A 17,752-nucleotide genomic window follows, 5' to 3' on the forward strand; every position below is an offset into this window, starting at 1 on the left:
TACGTTTAGTTTTATTTTCACCCTACTCGGCTCATATTTACTATCTACTACGTTCTTGTCTGACCTGTGAAAAGTTCGACTGTCGGACATGTGGTCGGGTATTCGATAGTCGACGTGGTCTTGGAGTGCATCATAGCCGCGTCCACGACGAACGGCTACCGAATAGAGAGTGCAACCATTGTGGAGACTCCTTCTACTGTGAGTCCGCCCGAGCCTACTGTTCGGAGCACTGCCACGATGCCGCCGTATCGTACGAAGGAAAAGCTAATCCGAACTTTTTGGATGCGACAGAGCAGACGAAGTGCGAGGTCTGTGGCGCGAAGTTCGAGTATTACCCGTCGGAGAAAGATGGGGTGTACTGCTCTGACTGTGTCGAGAACGCGGCGTGGCGCGACCCGCCACAAATTTCTGGAGCTGCACACCACTCGTGGTCCGGTGGCAAACTATCGGTCTCCTGTGACGTTTGCGACGCCCGCATTGAGCGATATCCGAGTCAGATTCAGAGTGAAGTCGTCCTCTGCAGCCGTGACTGCCACGGGGAGTGGCTTTCGGCGGCGTTCACCGGTGACGGGCATCCGAACTGGCGCGGCGGTGGCGTGGGCGAATACGGACCGGGATGGCAGGCGGTGCGCGAGCAAGCCCTGGCGCGGGACGACCACGCTTGCGTACTGTGTGGGACTGATGCCGACGAACTGGGCCGGAACCCGGACGTGCACCACATCGTGCCGGTTCGGTCGTTCGCCGCAATGCGGGCGCTCGCCGTTCGGGACGCACACACGCTGGACAACGTCATTTCGCTGTGTCCGGGCTGCCATCGCCGAGCGGAGTTCGACCATGTCTCGCGGGCGAAGTTGCGCTGGCGGGCCAGTATCCCTCGAATGGATACCCCTGTCGCAGGCGGCACGACGGTGTAATTGGACCGGAACCTACACAATCGGTCCCGCCGCCAGTACCCGTATGTCACCGACTGTCGACGAACTGCGGAACGAGATCCGCGAGGCTGTCGGGCGGTACGAACGGCCGGTCTCGACTGCGTTCACCAAGGAAGCGCTGGCGGCGATCTGCGAGGCTGTCGGATACGACGTAGATACGGACCGACTGCCATCGAAACCACAGATGCGGGCGGGAATCCTCTGGCAAATCGGAGAGCAGGAGGATGACAACCCTGCGGACGCAGAGCAGCCTTTCCGGAAGGGGGAACTCGAAGCGGTCGCCGCGGCGCTGGACACCGAGTAACGGTGTCCTCCGGCTGGCGCGAGGGTTCCAGCTGACCACCAGAATGCAGAAATATTTGCATCAAGACAGCGAACTAACCAGTATGGGACGCAACCGCTCTCCGACGTTCGCGAACAGGCAGGCGGCTGGAAACCGGCTTGGAGGGGCGTTGCGCGAGCGGGATATCGAAGTCGACATCGTCCTCGCTATCCCGCGCGGTGGGCTGCCGGTGGGGCATCCAGTCGCTGACGCGCTCGATGTGCCACTGGATATTTCGGTCGCAAAAAAGATCGGCGCACCGAACAACCCCGAGTACGCTATCGGCGCTGTCGCCGCCGACGGCTCGGTCTGGCTCAACAGCGATGTCATCAACCGACGAGAGATTCCCAGTGACTACGTTGCAAACACGCGATCGGAGATGGCCGAAACCGCCCGGCAGAAAGCCCAGCGCTACCGTGACTCGAAGTCATCGCTGTCACTTACCGGCAAGCGGGTGTGTCTCGTCGACGACGGCGTGGCGACGGGCGCGACGGCCCGGGCCTGCATCGAGCAGATTCGACAGGCTGACCCCGAGCGCCTCGTCCTCGCGGTGCCGGTCGCCTCGCCACGGGCGATATCGGACCTCAAAGCGCTGGTCGACGAGGTGATCTGTCTGGAGGTACCGTCGGAGTTCCGCGCTGTCGGCCAGTACTACGAGCAGTTCGAGCAGGTCTCCGACGAGGCGGCGATGTCGTATCTCGCCGCCGAGTGACCGCTACCGCTCTATTCTGGATTCGGGTTGGACGGTTTCGGTTTCCGGCTCGCCGATGGCGGTGTAGTCGCTGCTCGATTTGATGATGGAGAGTGCCGTCATGATGTCGGATCGGGTGAGCAGCCCTTCGAAGGAGTCGTCTTCGCCAGTGACCAGCAGGCGACCGACGGAGTTCTGTTGGAGCGAGGTCAGCGCGTCCATCACGTCGGTGTCCGAGCTAATCGTGATGATTTCCGTCGTCATCACGTCGCCGACGGTGTAGGCATCGCGCTCGACTTCCTGAACGGCGCGGGCGTCTTCGAGCGTGACAAGGCCGATGACCTCGCCGCCGCGCTCGACCGGATAGCCGGTGTGGCGCTCCCTGAACATTGTCTGGATGAGCTCCCGGACGGACATGTCTTCGGGGACCGTCGTTACGTGGTCCGCCGGCGTCATCACGTCCGCGACGGTGACGCCCTCGAACGCGGCCCGCATCGAGGTCTGGCGGGACTCGCCCGCCGCGCCGATGTAGATGAAGAAGGCCAGGCCGGCGAGGAAGATGTTTCCGAGGACGAAGATGCCAAACAGGCCGAGGAAGATGGCGAACACCTTCCCGACCTCGGCGGCGATGGTTGTGGCTCTGGCGTAGGACCGTCGGCGGGCGAGCAGCGCACGCAGGACGCGGCCGCCGTCCATCGGGAACCCCGGGAGCATGTTGAACGCCGCCAGCGCGATGTTCATCAGCGCGAGATAGCCGAGAATAAACCGGGCTGATTCGACGATGGTCCCCACGCCGCTCGGGAGAATCTGGAACGCGACGTAACAGACAGCGCCGACGGCGATACTGACGATAGGACCGGCGATGGCGATGACCAGCTCCTGTTTCCAGTCTTCGGGCATCTCGCTGAGCTGGGCGATGCCGCCGAACAGCCAGAGCGTGATGGAGTCGATGGGAAAGCCATAGCGGATGGCAACGAGGGAGTGCCCGAGCTCGTGGAGGACGACGCCGGCGAACAGGCCGACGGCCGCACCGATGCCGAGCACCCAGACGAGTGCACCGTCGGTGAGGACGGCGGCGTCCAGCCCGGCGTTCAAGGTCCCGTTCAGGAGCTCGGTCGTCTGCTCTACCTGTGTCCCGATAATCCAGGCGAACAGCGGTAGTACGAGGAGAAATGTCAGGTCCAACTGGATCGGGATTCCGAACGCGCTTCCGATACGAAACCGGCGCATATCGAGGAGTTGACGCGGGACGGTCTTAAGCCCCCTTGGCGGGACTCCCGCCGCCACGCCTTTGCGCTGCACCCGCGATGTCTCACACATGAGCGACCCACTGATTCGGCGGGCCGAGGACATCGAGTACGAGGGTGTCGACGCAGCTGACGGGCTAAAAAAAGGCGTTCTCATCGGCGAGGGGACCGGCGGTGGCAATCTCGCAATTCGGCGCTTCACGCTCGCCCCCGGCGGCAGTGTACCGGAACACACCAACGAGGTCGAACACGAGCAGTACGTCCTTGCTGGCCGGTACACCGTCGGTATCGAGGGCGAAGAGTACGACGTCGAAGCCGGCGACAGCCTCCATATCCCCGCCGGCGCTGTCCACTGGTACCGCAACGACGGTGACGAACCGGGTGCGTTCCTCTGTGCGGTTCCCGCCGGCGACGACGAAATCAAACTGCAGGAGTGACTGCTAGCATGTGCATCTCCACGGGCGTAGCAACAGCTGAGCACCAGAGCGCCCAACACAGAGCCGACTACCCAATCCAGGCCGGGTGGGAGCGAAAGGGGCGAACCGCTGGGCGTTCGAGACGACCTAAACACCGCAGGGAGTGCAACGACCGAGGAGCGCAGCGAGTCGCAGTAGTCCAGCGGCTCGGGGCGTTCTGGCTGTTCGAAACCGTAGCCGCGTGATTCGTCCCGCCCACACCTAGTCCGAACCGCTCAAGTAGCGCAATCGCCACTAGACAACTGTGTCACAGCAGGCCGCACAGGTAGAGACGCTGTTCCTCCACGAACACGGCGAGGAGTTCCGCGTCGTCGCCCAGCGGGACGGCGACCGGCTCTTCCACGGCATCCTCGAACTCAAGGAGACCGACGCCGGCCCCCGCCCACGCCGACTTCGGATCAAGGACGGGACCAGCGAGGAGCTTCGCTCCCCCGACCAGTTCGTCGAGATCGCCCGTCGTGCGGCCCGCATTCGAATCTCCGAGCAGACTACCCCGCTCGCCCGCGAGCGCATCCGCGAGATGCTCGACGCGTACCAGATCGAGGCCAAGGTCGTCCGGAGCTGCCGGCTGTGTGCCTCCGACGGGCGCTACTCGCCGATCACGAGCGAGACGGCCATCGAAGCCGACGACGAGACCATCTGTCCGGAGTGCGCTCGTCAGCAACTCGACCGCGAACTCGCGTTCAAAGGGAGCATCAGCGGCGACGCGCGCGACCGCCTCGAAGAACTGCTACTGGAAGTCCAGGACCTCGACCGGGTGACGAACCTTCTGTCGGGCCAACTGGACCCGGACCTGACGAAGTTCGACGAGATTTCGGCGACCGTCGACGAGGTCGACCCCGTCCGCGTCGACTCGCTGGACCTCCACCCGGGTATGCAAGCACACCTCGAATCCCGGTTCGACACCCTGCTCCCGGTCCAGAGCCTCGCCGTCGAGCACGGGGCCACGGAGGGCCGCGACCAGCTGGTCGTGAGCGCGACGGCGACGGGGAAGACGCTCATCGGCGAGATGGCCGGCATCGACCGCGTCCTCAACGGCAAGGGCAAGATGCTGTTTCTCGTCCCGCTGGTCGCGCTCGCGAACCAGAAATACGAGCAGTTCCAGGACCGCTACGGCGACATGGTCGACGTGTCGCTGCGCGTGGGTGCCAGCCGTATCGCCGACGAGGGCGGACGCTTCGACCCCGAAGCTGATGTCATCGTCGGGACCTACGAGGGAATCGACCACGCGCTCCGGACCGGCAAGAATCTCGGCACTGTCGGCACCGTCGTCATCGACGAGGTCCACACGCTCGGCGAGGACGAGCGGGGCCACCGGCTGGACGGGCTCATCTCCCGGCTGAAGTATTACTGTGAGTCTGGCGGCGCGCCCGACAGCGGCGACACGCAGTGGATTTACCTCTCGGCGACGGTCGGCAACCCCGGCCAGCTGGCCGACCAACTCCGAGCGACGCTCATCGAGTTCGAGGAGCGGCCGGTCCCCATCGAGCGCCACGTCACGTTCGCCGACGGCCGCGAGAAGATTGAGACGGAAAAGAAGCTGGTCAAGCGGGCGTTCGATAATAAGTCCAGCAAGGGCTATCGCGGTCAGACTATCATTTTCACCAACTCCCGGCGGCGCTGTCACCAGATTTCACGGAAACTGGAGTACAGCTCAGCGCCGTACCACGCCGGACTGGACAACCGGAAGCGCCAGCGCGTCGAGCGGCAGTTCGCCGACCAGGACCTCGCGGCGGTCGTGACGACGGCGGCGCTGGCCGCTGGGGTGGACTTCCCGGCCTCGCAGGTCATCTTCGACTCGCTGGCGATGGGTATCGAGTGGCTCACCGTCCAGGAGTTCAGCCAGATGCTCGGCCGTGCGGGCCGCCCGGACTACCACGACAAGGGGACCGTCTACATGCTGGTCGAACCGGACTGCTCGTACCACAACAGCATGGAGATGACCGAGGATGAAGTGGCGTTCAAACTCCTGAAAGGCGAGATGGAGCCGGTCATCACCCGCTACGACGAGGGCGCGGCCGTCGAGGAGACGCTGGCGAACGTCACCGTTGCCGGCAAGCAGGCCAAGCGGCTCAACGACCGGATGGTCGGCGAGGTGCCGACGAAACACGCACTGGGGAAACTGCTCGAATACGAGTTCATCGACGGCCTCTCACCGACGCCGCTCGGCCGGGCTGTGACCCGGCACTTCCTCGCGCCCGACGAGGCGTTCCAGTTGCTCGACGGCATCCGGAAGGGACAGCATCCTTACGAAATCGTCGCCGACATGGAACTGCGCGACGAGCACTGAATCGCTTTCGCCCCGCAGACCTGTCGGCCGAATATCCTTTCGGCGTACATTCTTGTAGCGGCACGTACTTCCGGTGTCCATGGGCCTGTTCGATACGATCCGTCGCGCCGTCGGTGGCGATGCCTCGTCGACCGGCGGGGACGAACGGACGGCTGGAGGTGACTCCTCGTCCGACGATGGGCCGGACCGTCTGGACACGGCGACGCTTGACCCGACGGCGTTCCGGAAGTACGCCGAGCGCGTCGTTGACGGCGCGGACCCGCTGACGTTCGACCCCGATGCGCTCGCCCGTCTCGATACAGCCATCGAGGAGAGCTACGGCGGCGAGACCGTCGGTGACGCCGCGGGGACGACGACCTACACCGAGAACACGGTACGGTTCGGGAGCTATCTCGGCGAACTCCTCGTGCGAGCATACGACGGTGAGTGGGTCCAGTCCGACGGCCGGTGGGGCGTCGCCGTTTCCGGGCCGGACGACGAGGTGGGCGTCGCGGTGTTCGACGTGGCCGCTCGCTCGTTCGGCAACGAGCCGGTGTTTGCGGCCGTCGTGACGCGTCTGGAGTCCGAACTGGCACTGGATAGTGTCCAGAACGCCGGACCTGCAGTCCCGGAGACGGACGAAACCGATACCGACAGCGGCGCTTCCGAGCCGACGCGGATCGTTAGCCGCGTCGACGATGGACAGGCGGACGAGCGCGACGCACCTCCCGAACCGACGGCGGCAGACGAGCAAGGTGAGACAACTGCCGGCGATACCGCTGCTTCTGCGCCGTCGCAGGCTGTCGAAACGGAGCCGACCCGAGTCGTTCGTCGGGTCGACGCCGACGCGGAGACGGGTGACGGGTTGGACGACACTGACCCTACACCTGTCGTCGGTGACGTTGCTGACGAACCAGCGAACGAGGCACCACCGGCCAACGAAGCTGATGGCACGGCTACCGACATCGCTGGAGACGCGAACCCCGACCCGACCGATTCAGCGTCAGACGATGCCGGTAGCGAGCCGTCGACCGCTGAAACCACCGAAGCGGAATCGACCGCCGTTCCGAGTGACCGGCCGTCGACCACTGACACGCCTGCTACCGCCGAAACAGCTACCGATGAGTTCGCTGATTCGGCCGCGGCCGACGAGGCGGCCGCATATATCGACGAAGCAGAGTCCTCGTTCGATAGTGCTACAGCGGGCCCCTCGGACGACGCACCGACGACCGAGACACCGCCAGCAGGCTCGCCTATCGACTCCCGCGACGATGCTGGAACCGGTGACACCGCGCCCGTGGGGTCGGCAACTGACACACCCGTTGACGACGCAGCGACGGACACAGTCGCTGACGGACCGGCCGACGCATCGACGGACGACGAACCGACTCGCGATAGCTCGCCGGATGCGTCGTCAGGCGATGCTCCAGACGCAGAGGCGGCTTCCGAAACGACGGCTGACGAGTCACTTGCAGCCATCGACAACACCGCGGCGGTCGATGACGAGCCGGTAGCTGTTGCGGAATCCGACGCCGGGACATCATCCGATGACAGTCCCGATGCATCGGACTCTGTTGCGGACGCTGAGGCGTCTGGTGCCACTGCGACCACACCGTTACAGGACGGCTCCGCTGGCTCGACGGCCCGCTCGTGGGATCCCGGCACGGTCCGCGCGGGCCACGCTGACACCGCTGTCGAGTTCGCCGAGTTCTGGGGCGAGCACGACCTCGATTTCTCCCCGGCCTCGCTGTCACGCCTCGATGACCTGGTCGACACAGAGTGGGACAACGAGCGCTTCGCCGAGACGACGTTCGGGAGCGATGCGTCGTTCGACGACCGCGCATTTACCAGCGTCGTCCGGGAACTCGGCGGCTACTTCGGCGAGGTACTCGTCCGACATCTCGATGGCGACTGGAGTGACGAGACGGACCACGAAGCGGCGGTCGTCGTCGGCGGACCGGACGGACAGTTCGCCGTTCCCGTCTTCGAGGTGGCGATAACCTCGCTCAGAAAACGGGCCGTGTTCGGCCGGAGCTACGACGCTTTGCTCGACGACCTCGGCCGCGACGGACCGGTTCGGTGAGCCCGTTCCCGGCGCGTCCACCTCGTCGTAGCTATTCGCTCAGGGCCATGACCGACGTGCTCCCACAGTCGGGGCACTCGTCGTGGTCCGCGTAAAGCAGCGTCTCACACTCTATACACCGGTGGGTGGCTTCGTCGTCGGACGCGTTTCCGACCTCCTGTTTCAGCTCCTCGACTTTTCGACCGAGATCGTTGAAAATTCCCATTGGGATACTGTTCGACCCGGACAGGGATAAACGTCGGCCGCCGGGTCAGGGTGCCAGCGGACGCCCGACTCGCAAACGACCCATCCTTTTGTCACTGGCCCCGCAGGGGACAGACGTGTCGCTGCCACCTGTCACGCCGGGGATGTTGTTCGTGTTCGCGACCATCGTCGCCGCGCTGGTGCTGTTTGCGACGGAGGCGCTGCCAGTCGACGTGACCGCTATCGCCGTCATGGTGGCGCTGATGCTGGCCGAACCGGTGACGGTACTCGCGGCCGATATCGGGCTGCTCGCCGAGCCGGTGTACGTGTTACATCAGCCGGGCGACGGGCTATCGCCGCTGGATCGCGGGCTTTCGGGTTTTGCCTCGACGGCGACGATAACTGTGCTGGCGATGTTCATTCTCTCCGACGGCGTCCAGCGGACCGGAATCGTCCAGATCCTCGGCGCGAAAATCGCCTCCCTGACCGGGGACAGCGAAACGCGACAGCTCGGTGCGACCGTCGGGCTGGTCGCGCCTATCTCCGGGTTCATCAACAACACCGCTGCCGTCGCCATTCTCCTGCCGATGGTGACCGATATCGCGCACAAAGGCAAGCTCTCGCCGTCGAAACTACTGCTGCCGCTGTCCTACGCCTCGATGTTCGGCGGGATGTTGACGCTCATCGGCACCTCGACGAACATCCTCGCCTCGCAGCTCTCGGCGGAACTGATCGGCCGTCCGTTCAGTATGTTCGAGTTCACCCAGCTCGGCATTATCGTGACTATCATCGGGACGATCTATCTGCTCACTGTCGGGCGCTATCTGGTCCCGTCGCGTATCCCGGCCGAAGAGGACCTCACCCGGGAGTTCGAGATGGGTGAGTACCTGACCGAAGTTGTCGTCCGCGAAGACTCCCCGCTCATCGGCCAGACTGTCGAGGAGGCGCTCAGAGTCTCGGAGTTCGACGTGGATATCGTCCAACTGGTCCGTGAGAAGCGCACGTTCCTCGAACCGTTCGGACAGAAAGCGATCCAGGCCGGCGACGTCTTTGCCGTTCGGACGGACCGGGACACACTTGTCGACCTCCTCGACGTCGAGGGGCTGGACGTAATTCCCGAGGTTGAGGTTGACGACGCGGAACTGGAAACCGCGACCGAGCGAAAGAATCTCGTCGAGGTCGTCGTCGCTCCCGGCTCCTCGCTCATCGGCGAGACGCTCGTCTCCACGAGCTTCCGCCAGCGCTACGACGCGACTGTGCTGGCGCTTCGCCACGGACAGGAGCTGTACCGCCAGCGAATGGACCACGTCACACTCCGCATCGGCGATACGCTGCTGGTGCAGGCCACCCCAGACAGCATCGACCGCCTCAACCGCAATAACGACTTCATCGTCGCCCAGGAAGTCGAACGACCGGACTTCCGCCAGTCGAAGATTCCCGTCGCGGTCGGCATCGTCGCCGCCGTTGTGGGTGTCGCGGCCCTGACGCCGATTCACATCGTCATCTCGGCGCTCGGCGGGGCGCTCGCGATGGTCCTCACCGGCTGTCTCCGCCCGCCCGAGCTGTACGACGCCGTTCAGTGGGACGTCATCTTCCTGCTTGCCGGTGTCATTCCGCTGGGAATCGCCCTGCAGGAGACCGGCGGCGCTGACCTGCTTGCGGAGCTGTTCGTCATGGGGGCCGGCAGTGTCCTCACCGCCGGTGGCGGCCTCGCGGTCGTCCTCGGCCTCATGTACCTCGTCACGGCGCTCCTGACGAACATCATCTCGAACAACGCCTCCGTCGTTTTGATGATCCCAGTCGCCATCGAAACCGCCCGGCAACTGAACGCCAACGCCTTCGCCTTCGTCCTCGCCGTCACCTTCGCCGCCTCGACGGCGTTCATGACGCCGGTCGGCTACCAGACGAACCTCCTCGTCTACGGTCCTGGTGGGTACCGATTCGCCGACTATCTGAAGGTCGGTGCGCCGCTCCAGGCCGTCTTCGCCGTCGCGACGACGCTCGGCATCGCGTACTTCTGGGGCCTCGCTCCCGCGTGACACGGCCGCCTCGCAACGAAACGCTTTACACGCTGTCGAGTCGAAGTGGTAGTACGGGATCGTGGGGTAGCTTGGTAACCTTCGGGCCTTGGGTGCCCGCGCCCCTAGTTCAAATCTGGGCGATCCCATAGCTGGATTCCGAATGCGACCGTTCTGTCGCTTCTCCCGCTCCTCTCTAGCGGTCTGTACTGCCAGTCGCCTGCTGTCGTCGCTGCTCTCACCCGTCTTCGTGGCCGGTCCTTACCGTTGTCCAGCAACGACTTTCCGAACAACACTGTGAAAAGAGCCCGCCGCGAGGGCACGTCGCGTCAGTCGTCAGCCCTGTCGGGAGCCGAACGCGTGGTGCGCTCCCCGCCGACACCGGCGGTATCGCCGCGCTCGACCGCTCTGCCGCTGGTGTCGAACTGATCGACGGTCCGGGCCAGCGAGTCGGCACGGTCGCGGAGTTCATCCGCGCTCTGGGCGATTTCGGCGACGGACGCGGACTGCTCTTCGGCGGCCGCCGAGACCTGCTCTGCGTCCTCCGTCACGTTCTGGCTGATCTCGGATACCCCGTCGACGCGGTGGACGACGCTCTGCGTCGCGTCGGCCTGGTCCTCTGTGGCGTCCGCGATCTCCTGAATACCGTCGTTGGCGTTCTCTATCGCGTCGACGGTATCCTCGATCGCATCGGCCGCCTCACGGACAGTCTCGACACCGGTGTCAATGTGGTCGCTGGTCGCGCGGATGTCGGTGACAGTCTCGTCGGTTTCCGTCTGTACGGCCGCGATTTCGGCTTCTATCTCTGCTGCCGCCTGCTTTGTCTCCTCCGCGAGGCTCTTGACCTCGTCAGCAACAACAGCGAACCCCTCGCCGTCCTTGTCGGCGCGGGCGGCCTCGATGTTGGCGTTCAGGGCGAGCATATTCGTCTGTTCGGCGATATCTGTGATGAAGTCGACAATCTCGCCGATGTCGTCCATACGCTCCTGCAGATCGAGAATCTGGTCGACCGCGTCTGCCGACCGGGACTCGATTTCCGCCATGTCGTCGATGGCCGACTCAGCGGCTTCCCGGCCGGTTTCGCCACGGTCGACGGCGTCCCTGGCCGTCTCTGCAACCGTCGTCGACGACGCTGCGACCTCCTCGATGCTCGCCGATAGCTCGTCCATCTCGGCGGCGGCCTCCTCAAGGTCGTCGTGCTGTCTGATGGCTCCGTCTGTGATCTCCTGTATGCGGTCGCTGACCGTCTGGCTCGTCGTCTCGATTTCCTCGGCCCCAGTCGCGACCTCAATCGTGGCATCCGCGACTTCGTCGGCGAACGCCGCGACCTCGCTGACGGTGGCTTCGAGCCCGTCGAGCATTGCGTTGAACTCCACCGCGACTTCTCGCATCGCTGTCTCCTCTGCGTCCTCGTCGAGTCGCTTCGTGAGGTCACCGTCGGCGATGTCCTGCATCACCGCGCTGTACTCGGCAGCGCGCTCCTGGAGGCGCTGGCTGGCTTCCTCTGCCTCTGCCCGTGCGTCCTCCGCTTCCGTACGCAGTTCTTCGGCTTCTGCTCGCGCCGTCTTCGCCTCCTCGACTGCGTCCTCCGCTTCTTGAATACGGTTCTGGAGTGAGAGCCGCATATCGTCGAAGGTACCGTAGAGGCGACCGATTTCGTCGGCGCGGTTCGTCTCGAGGTCGACATCGAAGTCGCCGGCCTCGATGCGCTCGGCACGGTCCCGCAACTGCTTCAGTGGGTCGACAGTCCGTTTCCCGAGCACGAGGCCGACAGCCGACAACGAAACGAGCGCCAGCAGGACAAGCAGTCCGACCGTCTGCCCGACCGTATCACGGACACTGAACGCCTGCGCCGTGTCCAGGCTCGTCACCGTGACCCAGTTCGTCGTCGGGACGGGTGCGAACGCGTACACGCGACCATCGGAAACTGCTGTCACCGGTGTTGCCGTACCGTTTGCGTCGCGGATCGCTGCGAGGCTCTCACTGTGGGTGTCGGCATCGAACTCGCGGTCGATGTTCAGTACCGTCTCGTCGTTGGTGTTCAGAATCGTGGTTTCTTTCGTGGAGTTCGTATCGCTGAGGCGGTCGACCTGGCTCTGGATGCGCGTGACGACGACGAGATGCGAGCCGTCACGCTTCGGGACCGAGCTAGCGAACGCCATCACGGGCTCGTCGTTGAGGACCGGTGAGCGGTACGACCGACTACTCGACCACACCTGACTGTTGTTCCCAGGCCCTTCCGGCACTTCGGCGTTCGTCCACGGCGCGTCAAGTTCGGACAGCGACCGCCCCTCCAGCGGGAGTTCCGTGCTGGCGACCACCTCGCCACGAGTATCATTCACGAGGTGCATACTGACAACATCATCGGGCAGTAGCTGGTCCTGCAGAAGGATGTACGCCGCGGCGCGTCGGTCGCTCCGGAGTGGCTCGCCCTGCGAGACGGAGCGTGTGTGCGTGCGCTGCTGCTCGACCCACGAGCCGATAGCGTCCCCCTCTAGCTGGCTGGTCTCGGCGAGCTGTCCGGTCGTCTGGCGTTCGACTGCTGTGGATGTCGCCTGGAAGGTGAACGCCCCAGCGCCCGCGATGACGAGCAACACGGCGAGGAACGCGACAGCGAACTTCGCAGCGAACCGCTGCCGGACGAACTCGGGGGCGACCCGATCAAGTGCGCTCGCCAGCTCATCGAGCGGACCGCTCGCCATCAGGCACCACCCGTGCTGGAGCGCTCAGTGGGGACGACGATGTCGCCGGCGGCGATCTGCTCCCGTGATGTCGACAGTGCCGTCCTGACGTCATCGGGAATCGCCGGCTCGAGGGAAGTGCCATAGACAATGCCGACCCCGTCACTATCTAGCCCGAGAGAGACGACCTCACCAGCGGGGAGGCTGTCCGCGACCGTCGCCGTCGCCGCGTCGTAGACTGCGACGTTCACCCGCTTGACCATGCTCGCCAGCACGACATCAGCGTACCGGGGGTTACTGCGAGACTGGTCTGAGTCCACTCCGATTGCGTACCGGCCGTGGGCCTGTGCGGCCTGGAAGATGCCAACACCTGCACCACCCGCTGCGTGGTAGACAATATCCGCCCCATCATCGTACATCCCGGCTGCGATGTCGCGGGCGCCCTGCACGTCGTCGAAATTCCCGAGATACTCCGTGAGGACATCGACGTCCGTGTTGGCGTACTCGACGCCGGCTCTGAAGCCGGCCTCGAACTTGTGGATGAGGGGCTGGTCGAGGCCGCCGACGAATCCGACGGTCGTCTCCTCCGGGTTCGTCGAGCCTGCCCCGAGGTCGATATCTCTGGTCGTGAGCAGCCCAGCGAGGTTCCCGGCCTGGAACGATCCCTCGTGTTCGCGGAACACGTAACTCGCCACGTTGTCGGCCTCTACGACAGAGTCGACGATCATGAACTGCTGGTCCGTGTACTCCGTTGCAGTCTCAGATAGCCCCTCAGCCTGCAGAAAGCCGATACAACAGATCAGGTCGTATGACGGGTTTGTCGAACTCGCCAGCTCAGCCTGTACTTCGGCGAATCCGGCGACACTGGTTGGCTCGTGGTTCGTGTACTCGACCCCGTCATCGAGCCGCGCGCGCTGAATGCCGCGGTTCGCCGCATCGTTGAACGAGCGGTCATCCAGCCCGCCCAGTGCGTACACCATTCCGACAGTCGCCGCCGCATCGCTCACGTCGATGTCGCTTTCCGTCGCTTGCTGGCTGTCGCCGGTGTCCTCGTCTCCGCTCCCTCCGAAATCCCCGAAGCGGCCTGCACAGCCGGCGAGCGTTGCGGTCGCGGCCGCGCTTCCGCTGGCGAGGAGCCGACGCCTTGTGATTTTTTGTTTACGCACGGTTATTCTACTCTGAGTGAATCAGGTATACCAGCAAAAACTACTGGTCCCAATTCTCGACAGTGATACTAATACCACCCCCGTACAGCCGCGGTTCAGTTCCACCCCGGTTTGCGAACCTTCTTAGGCCAGTGGGCATAACCACTGTCCACTCAGATGGCGACCGCCGAGAACACCGAACTCATCGACCGCTTCGAGGAGTTCTACCGCAACTACTACCGCAACGAAATCGGTGAGCTCGCCCAGAAATACCCGAACGACCAGAAATCGCTGTATATCGACTGGGACGACCTCTATCGCTTCGATCCGGACCTGGCGGACGACTACCGGACCAAGCCAGAGCAGATTCAGGAGTACGCCGAGGAGGCCCTTCGACTGTACGACCTCCCGGTCGACGTCTCGCTTGGCCAGGCTCACGTCCGCGTCCGGAACCTCCCCGAGTCGGAGGACATCCGGGACCTGCGCCACGAACACCACGGCAACCTCGTCGCCGTCCAGGGCATCATTCGGAAGGCGACCGACGTGCGGCCGAAGGTTATCGAGGCCGCATTCGAGTGCCAGCGCTGTGGCACACTCACGCGCATCCCACAGGCTGCCGGTGACTTTCAGGAGCCCCACGAGTGTCAGGGCTGTGAGCGACAGGGGCCGTTCCGGCTCAACACCGACCAGTCCCAGTTTATCGACGCCCAGAAGCTCCGCGTCCAGGAGTCCCCCGAAGGACTCCGCGGCGGCGAGACGCCCCAGTCTATCGATGTCAACATTGAGGACGACATCACGGGCCACGTCACCGCGGGCGACCACGTCCGCGTGACCGGTGTCCTCAAACTCGACCAGCGGGGATCGGACAACGAGAAGTCCCCGATGTTCGACATCTACATGGAGGGTATCAGCGTCGAAATCGAGGACGAGCAGTTCGAGGATATGGAGATCACCGACGCCGACAAGAAGGAAATCGTCGAACTCTCCAACGAATCCGACATCTACGACAAGATGGTCGGCGCTATCGCCCCCTCCATCTACGGCTACGAGAAGGAGAAGCTCGCGATGATGCTCCAGCTCTTCTCGGGCGTGACCAAGGAGCTTCCTGACGGCTCGCGTATACGCGGGGACCTCCATATGTTGCTGATAGGTGACCCTGGGACGGGGAAATGCGTTCACGGTGATACCAGAGTGACACTCGCAGACGGTCACGAACGCCCGATACGGGAGCTCGTCGAATCGAACTTGGACGACCCCAAACCGGTCGACGACGGGGTGTGGGACACCGCTGATTTCGATGTCCCGTCACTCCAGTCCGACGGAACGATAGCCGCCCAGCGAGCGACAAAGGTCTGGAAACGCGAAGCACCGGACTCCCTGTATCGGATACGGACCGCGACTGGGCACGAACTCGACGTCACTCCGTCCCATCCACTGTTTGTCCAATCCGCCGGTCGGTTCCAGGCCAGGAAAGCCGAGGACTTGGAGACCGGGACTCACATCGCAGTCCCTCGGACCCTCTCTACAGCCGCCTGCGACGAACTGGACGTCACGTTCCGAAAATCACAGGCGAACAACAGGGTCGACCTCGACCTGCCGGCGACGTGGACTCCCGAACTGGCCCGGCTCATCGGATACATCGTCGCCGAAGGGTACGTCGAACAGCGCCCGGACAACACCGGCTTCGTTTCGATAACGAACAACGACTCCGAAGTGCTCGATGACGCGAAATCCGTTCTAGAGTCGCTCAATCTCAACGTCACGGAACGCGACTCCCACGACGGGAAGGCTGCCCGCGAACTGCTGTGTTCGGCCGGTGAGTTCGTGAGCTTCCTCGCATCTCTGGACGAGACGCTGCTCGCGTCGTCGGCGGACAGACGCGTTCCGCGAGCTATCATGCGGGCTAGCGACGACGTCGGCTCCGGATTCCTTCGGGGATATATCGAAGGGGAGGGCCACGTCTCGAAGTCACAACGGGAAATTACCGTTGCTTCGATGAGTAAACCGCTGCTGGAAGATGTCCGGACACTCCTCGTGACACAGGGAATCACGGCGCAACTCCAATCCCGAAACAACGGAAGTTACCGGCTCCGCATCTCCGGGCAGTCCGTCCACGAGTACGCGGAAACCATCGGATTCGTTACGGAGCGAAAGACTGAGGCCTGCCAGAAATTCGAGGGCACCCGCGGAGATACGAACCTGGATACCGTCCCTGCTCTGGGTCCGGAACTCCGTCGCATCCGGGAGACGCTTGGACTGACGCAGTCCGAATGTGGCCTTCCACGGTCGACGTATCAACACTACGAACGGGGGCGCAGAAACCCGAGTCGTGACAGTCTCGAATCGGTTCTCGATGCGTTCGAGACGCGGTTAGCTGAGATGAGTCACGAGCCTCCGTCCGGTGACGTTGCGGCCAGCGACGGGGGCGGAACCGGCTCACTCCGTCAAGACCTGGATGCACTCACTGCACTCGTCGAAGGAGACGTCGCGTGGGACCGAATCGAATCGATAGAACCCATCGACCACGACGAAGAGTGGGTCTACGACCTCGAAATCGAGGGCACGCACAATTACCTCACTAACGGGGTTGTCTCGCACAACTCCCAGATGTTATCATATATCGAGAATATCGCGCCCCGCTCTGTCTACACCTCCGGGAAGGGGTCGTCGAGCGCGGGGCTGACCGCCGCGGCCGTGCGCGACGACTTCGGCGACGGCCAGCAGTGGACGCTTGAAGCGGGCGCACTCGTGCTCGCCGACCAGGGTATCGCTGCCATTGACGAACTGGACAAGATGACGCCGGAGGACCGGTCGGCGATGCACGAGGCGCTGGAACAGCAGCGAATCAGCGTCTCGAAGGCCGGCATCAACGCGACGCTCAAGTCCCGCTGTTCGCTGCTGGGCGCGGCCAACCCGAAGTACGGCCGCTTCGACCAGTACGAACCAATCGGCGAGCAGATAGACCTCGAACCGGCGCTTATCTCCCGGTTCGACCTCATCTTCACCGTCACCGACAAGCCCGACGAGGAGGCCGACCGGAACCTCGCCGAACACATCATCCAGACCAACTACGCCGGCGAACTCAACACCCACCGGACGCAGAATCCGACCTCGAATTTCAGCGAGGAAGAGGTCGACACGGTCACCGAGGAGGTCGCACCGACCATCGAACCAGATCTCCTCCGGAAGTACGTTGCCTACGCGAAGCGCAACTGCTTCCCGACGATGACTGAGGATGCGAAATCGCGAATCGAGGACTTCTACGTCGACCTGCGGCTCAAGGGCCAGGACGAAGACGCGCCGGTCCCGGTCACCGCCCGGAAACTGGAGGCGCTGGTCCGGCTTGCCGAGGCGTCCGCCCGGATTCGGCTGTCGGACACCGTCGACGAGGCCGACGCCGACCGGGCCGTCGACATCGCCCACTACTGCCTGAAAGAAATCGGGGTCGACCCCGAAACCGGCGAGTTCGACGCCGATGTGGTCGAGACAGGCCAGTCCAAGACCCAGCGCGACCGCATCCAGAACATCAAGGGCATCATCTCCGACATCGAGGACGAGTACGACGAGGGCGCACCCGCTGACGTGGTCATCGAGCGCGCGGAGGAGGTCGGCATCGACGAGTCCAAGGCCGAACACGAGATTGACAAGCTGAAACAGAAGGGCGAGGTGTACGAGCCCCGGACGGACCATCTCCGGACGACCTGA

General features: G+C 63.8%; 12 protein-coding genes and 1 tRNA gene. 9 read left to right on the plus strand and 4 right to left on the minus strand.

Annotation, left to right across the window (positions count from 1 at the left end; translation table 11 throughout):
- The first annotated feature begins 59 nt into the window (after positions 1-59).
- The 3 genes from DVK01_RS06270 to DVK01_RS06280 all read left to right on the plus strand — a co-directional run bounded on the left by DVK01_RS06270 (position 60) and on the right by DVK01_RS06280 (position 1,966).
- Entirely contained in the window at positions 60-914 is an 855-nt protein-coding gene (locus tag DVK01_RS06270) for an HNH endonuclease (RefSeq protein WP_121535953.1), read from the plus strand.
- Between the two features lie 43 nt (positions 915-957).
- On the plus strand, positions 958-1,236 hold the full coding sequence (locus tag DVK01_RS06275) for a hypothetical protein (RefSeq protein WP_101348858.1): 279 nt from the start codon (positions 958-960) through the stop codon (positions 1,234-1,236).
- 82 nt (positions 1,237-1,318) lie between these two features.
- The gene (locus DVK01_RS06280) at positions 1,319-1,966 is read left to right on the plus strand and encodes a phosphoribosyltransferase (RefSeq protein WP_121535956.1); all 648 of its coding nucleotides are present in this window, start codon (positions 1,319-1,321) and stop codon (positions 1,964-1,966) included.
- Between the two features lie 3 nt (positions 1,967-1,969).
- Here DVK01_RS06280 and DVK01_RS06285 read toward each other — a convergent pair whose 3' ends face one another.
- Complete coding sequence (locus DVK01_RS06285) at positions 1,970-3,175, minus strand: CBS domain-containing protein (protein ID WP_101348860.1); 1,206 nt, start codon at positions 3,173-3,175, stop codon at positions 1,970-1,972.
- Positions 3,176-3,263: 88 nt separating this feature from the next.
- Here DVK01_RS06285 and DVK01_RS06290 point away from each other — a divergent pair, with 88 nt between their 5' ends.
- The 3 genes from DVK01_RS06290 (at position 3,264) to DVK01_RS06300 (ending at position 8,020) form a co-directional block, all read left to right on the plus strand.
- Positions 3,264-3,629 carry a cupin domain-containing protein gene (locus DVK01_RS06290; RefSeq protein WP_101348861.1) on the plus strand — a complete coding sequence of 122 codons (366 nt, stop codon included), beginning with the start codon at positions 3,264-3,266 and terminating at the stop codon, positions 3,627-3,629.
- A 283-nt stretch (positions 3,630-3,912) separates the two neighbouring features.
- On the plus strand, positions 3,913-5,958 hold the full coding sequence (locus tag DVK01_RS06295) for a DEAD/DEAH box helicase (RefSeq protein ID WP_101348862.1): 2,046 nt from the start codon (positions 3,913-3,915) through the stop codon (positions 5,956-5,958).
- A 79-nt stretch (positions 5,959-6,037) separates the two neighbouring features.
- Entirely contained in the window at positions 6,038-8,020 is a 1,983-nt protein-coding gene (locus DVK01_RS06300) for a hypothetical protein (protein ID WP_121535959.1), read from the plus strand.
- A 31-nt stretch (positions 8,021-8,051) separates the two neighbouring features.
- Here the strand turns inward: DVK01_RS06300 and DVK01_RS22125 are convergent, their stop codons facing one another.
- On the minus strand, positions 8,052-8,225 hold the full coding sequence (locus DVK01_RS22125) for a hypothetical protein (RefSeq protein ID WP_198560204.1): 174 nt from the start codon (positions 8,223-8,225) through the stop codon (positions 8,052-8,054).
- Between the two features lie 142 nt (positions 8,226-8,367).
- Between DVK01_RS22125 and DVK01_RS06305 the strand changes: the two genes are divergently transcribed.
- Together DVK01_RS06305 and DVK01_RS06310 are read left to right on the plus strand one after the other, a co-directional pair.
- Positions 8,368-10,242 carry an SLC13 family permease gene (locus DVK01_RS06305; RefSeq protein WP_121535962.1) on the plus strand — a complete coding sequence of 625 codons (1,875 nt, stop codon included), beginning with the start codon at positions 8,368-8,370 and terminating at the stop codon, positions 10,240-10,242.
- A gap of 55 nt (positions 10,243-10,297) precedes the next feature.
- Positions 10,298-10,370, plus strand: a tRNA-Pro gene (locus DVK01_RS06310).
- Between the two features lie 180 nt (positions 10,371-10,550).
- On the opposite strand, the gene DVK01_RS06315 is transcribed toward DVK01_RS06310, so the two are convergent.
- Together DVK01_RS06315 and DVK01_RS06320 are read right to left on the minus strand one after the other, a co-directional pair.
- Entirely contained in the window at positions 10,551-12,923 is a 2,373-nt protein-coding gene (locus DVK01_RS06315) for a methyl-accepting chemotaxis protein (RefSeq protein WP_064288521.1), read from the minus strand.
- Positions 12,923-14,068, minus strand: a complete 1,146-nt coding sequence (locus DVK01_RS06320) for a BMP family protein (protein ID WP_121535965.1) — start codon at positions 14,066-14,068, stop codon at positions 12,923-12,925. Before DVK01_RS06320 ends, DVK01_RS06315 begins: the two co-directional genes overlap by 1 nt.
- 156 nt (positions 14,069-14,224) lie before the next feature.
- Between DVK01_RS06320 and DVK01_RS06325 the strand changes: the two genes are divergently transcribed.
- Positions 14,225-17,752 (plus strand): LAGLIDADG family homing endonuclease, encoded by a 3,528-nt coding sequence (locus tag DVK01_RS06325; protein WP_101348866.1) that lies wholly within the window; start codon positions 14,225-14,227, stop codon positions 17,750-17,752.

This window comes from Haloarcula sp. Atlit-120R, assembly GCF_003665885.1.
GTDB classification, from domain to species: Archaea; Halobacteriota; Halobacteria; order Halobacteriales; family Haloarculaceae; genus Haloarcula; species Haloarcula taiwanensis.